This is a genomic window from Clostridium sp. AF32-12BH (genome assembly GCF_003477935.1).
In the GTDB taxonomy this organism is placed as follows: Bacteria; Bacillota; Clostridia; order Lachnospirales; family Lachnospiraceae; genus Brotaphodocola.
The window spans coordinates 1-2,080 of record NZ_QUEH01000034.1 but is presented as its reverse complement, the minus strand read 5'-3'; the positions used below and the strand labels follow the sequence as shown (position 1 = coordinate 2,080).

General features: G+C 42.2%; 1 protein-coding gene. It reads right to left on the bottom strand.

Going from position 1 to position 2,080, the window contains the following annotated elements; genetic code table 11:
• Positions 1–405 precede the first annotated feature (405 nt).
• The coding region (locus DWZ40_RS18850; RefSeq protein WP_347560132.1) for an IS1182 family transposase at positions 406–2,080 on the bottom strand (1,675 nt) is incomplete at its 5' end.

Sequence of the window (2,080 nt, the reverse complement as noted above, 5' to 3'; positions counted from 1 at the left end):
CCATCACAAAAACGCAGATCGATCCGGTAATGCCCCTGGCGCGGAACCAGCGCGTGAAGCGGACACTTCTGGGCGCAGCGTCCACAGCGGGTACAGTTATCTAAAATGTAGTATACCGGTTTATCAGCCGGAACATTCCCTTCGTTTGTCATGATTTCCTCCAAATATCTATTCTCTCTGATTATCAGTTTTTCTTGTGTCAGTTCTTTTCCATTTTTATCATACCACAAAAAAGGGGCTGTCACACTAGCAAATATTTTTTGCTGGGCGGCAGCCCTGCTTTATGCCCAAATGGGGGCGAAATCGGTTGTGATTTCGCCCCCATCCCTTATAAACACAGTTCATTCCCAGACATCCCTTTCGGCATGCCTGATTTCAAACTGTTTTGTTTTCAACCATTAAAATCTATGCTGTCTTTAATGAAAAAAGATGACTCCCCGTTCTTCCGGTCTGAATCTTGCAATGAAGCTTATTGATATTTCGTCCCATCGCCAAAAGGATGCTCTCTGCCAGTGCATTTGCTTTTCCTCGGTACAGATATCTTCGAAAATTCATGTCTTCCTTTACATCAGCAAATGAACCTTCGGCCTGAATACTGCGATTCATACGGAGCATCGTTCCATACTCACTTGTGATCCGTTCCAGATCTTCTGCACGTTTTTGACTCATCGTCTTCGAGACCATCAGCACTTTATTACGTTTTTTCATAGGTGTTTTGCAGTTGTTTCCCTTGATACATTCCGTTTTATAAGGACAGCCGGTACAGTCTGGACTTCTGTAATAAGTTTTTACACTGACATATCCGCTGGCTGTTTTACTTCTGCGTTCATTTGTAACAGTCAGTTCCCTTCCATTCCGACAGATATAGCTGTCTCTGTCTGCGTGATACTCCATGTTTTCTCTTCTGCTGATGTCTTTTTTGTATTTTCGGGTTTTCGAAATCTCATAGTTCTGCGGCTTTATATAGGCGGTCTGTCCGTTTCCCTCAATGAAAAGATAGTTTTCTTCACTTTCATATCCGGCATCTGCAACGATTTCTGAATATTTAAATCCTAAGTGACTCTCCATATCTTTCAAAAAAGGGATCAGGGTGCATGTATCGGTTGGACGCGGGCTAATATCAATCCATGTGATGTATTCAGAGTCCACTCCGTGCTGGATGTTATAAGCAGGTTTTAACTGTCCATTCAGCATCGCATCTTCTTTCATTCTCATGAAGGTCGCATCCGGGTCTGTTTTGGAATAACTGTTTCTATCTCCAAGCGTATACAGTTTTTTTGTATATTCCTTTAGTTTCTCTAGATATTGATCCAGCTGTTCCAGGGATTTCTGCAACTGTGTTTTTCTACGTCCAATTCCATGCACGAACACAATTCCCTCCTGTACTTTGACGCGGCACAACTGCTTTTTTAACCGTTTTAATGTGTGGATGGATATCTGGTCATGGTATACGGTCCTGATTCCATAGAGTTCTTCGCATTCAGCCACAAAAGAAGTTAGTTTTGTGTATAACCGGGCCTGATTTTTCGTAATAGCCCGTTTCCATACAAATGTATATTTATTGGCTGCCGATTCAATCTTGGTGCCATCAATAAAAATGGTCTTTCCCGAAATCTCACCAAGAAGATAGAGCAGATCTGACATTTGGGCAAGCAGAACCTTTGCGCAGGCAGAAAAATGTAGGGAGATAAAACGCGCAATCGTTGCATGATCAGGAGCAGGCATTCCTTCAAGGAGATACATAAAGTTGATATCCCGTTTACATGCTTTTCGGATATCTCGACTTGAGTAGATTCGATTCATTGCTGCATAGATAACGAGTTTCAGCATCTGACGCGGCGTTGCCTGATTTTTTCTGATCCTGCCATAAGTTTTATATAGTTCAGAAAGGTCCATTTCCTCCACAAAGGCACTTACCAGACGAACTGGATCATCAGATGGAATAGAAATCTCTAAATCCAGCGGAAGTTTGATTTGATAATACAGCGAAAATGAGGTATAATCCCTCTGTATTATTTTGTTTAGTCGCATAAACTGATTATACCACGAACGCCGGGCTTTTCGAAGCTCGGCGTTTTGT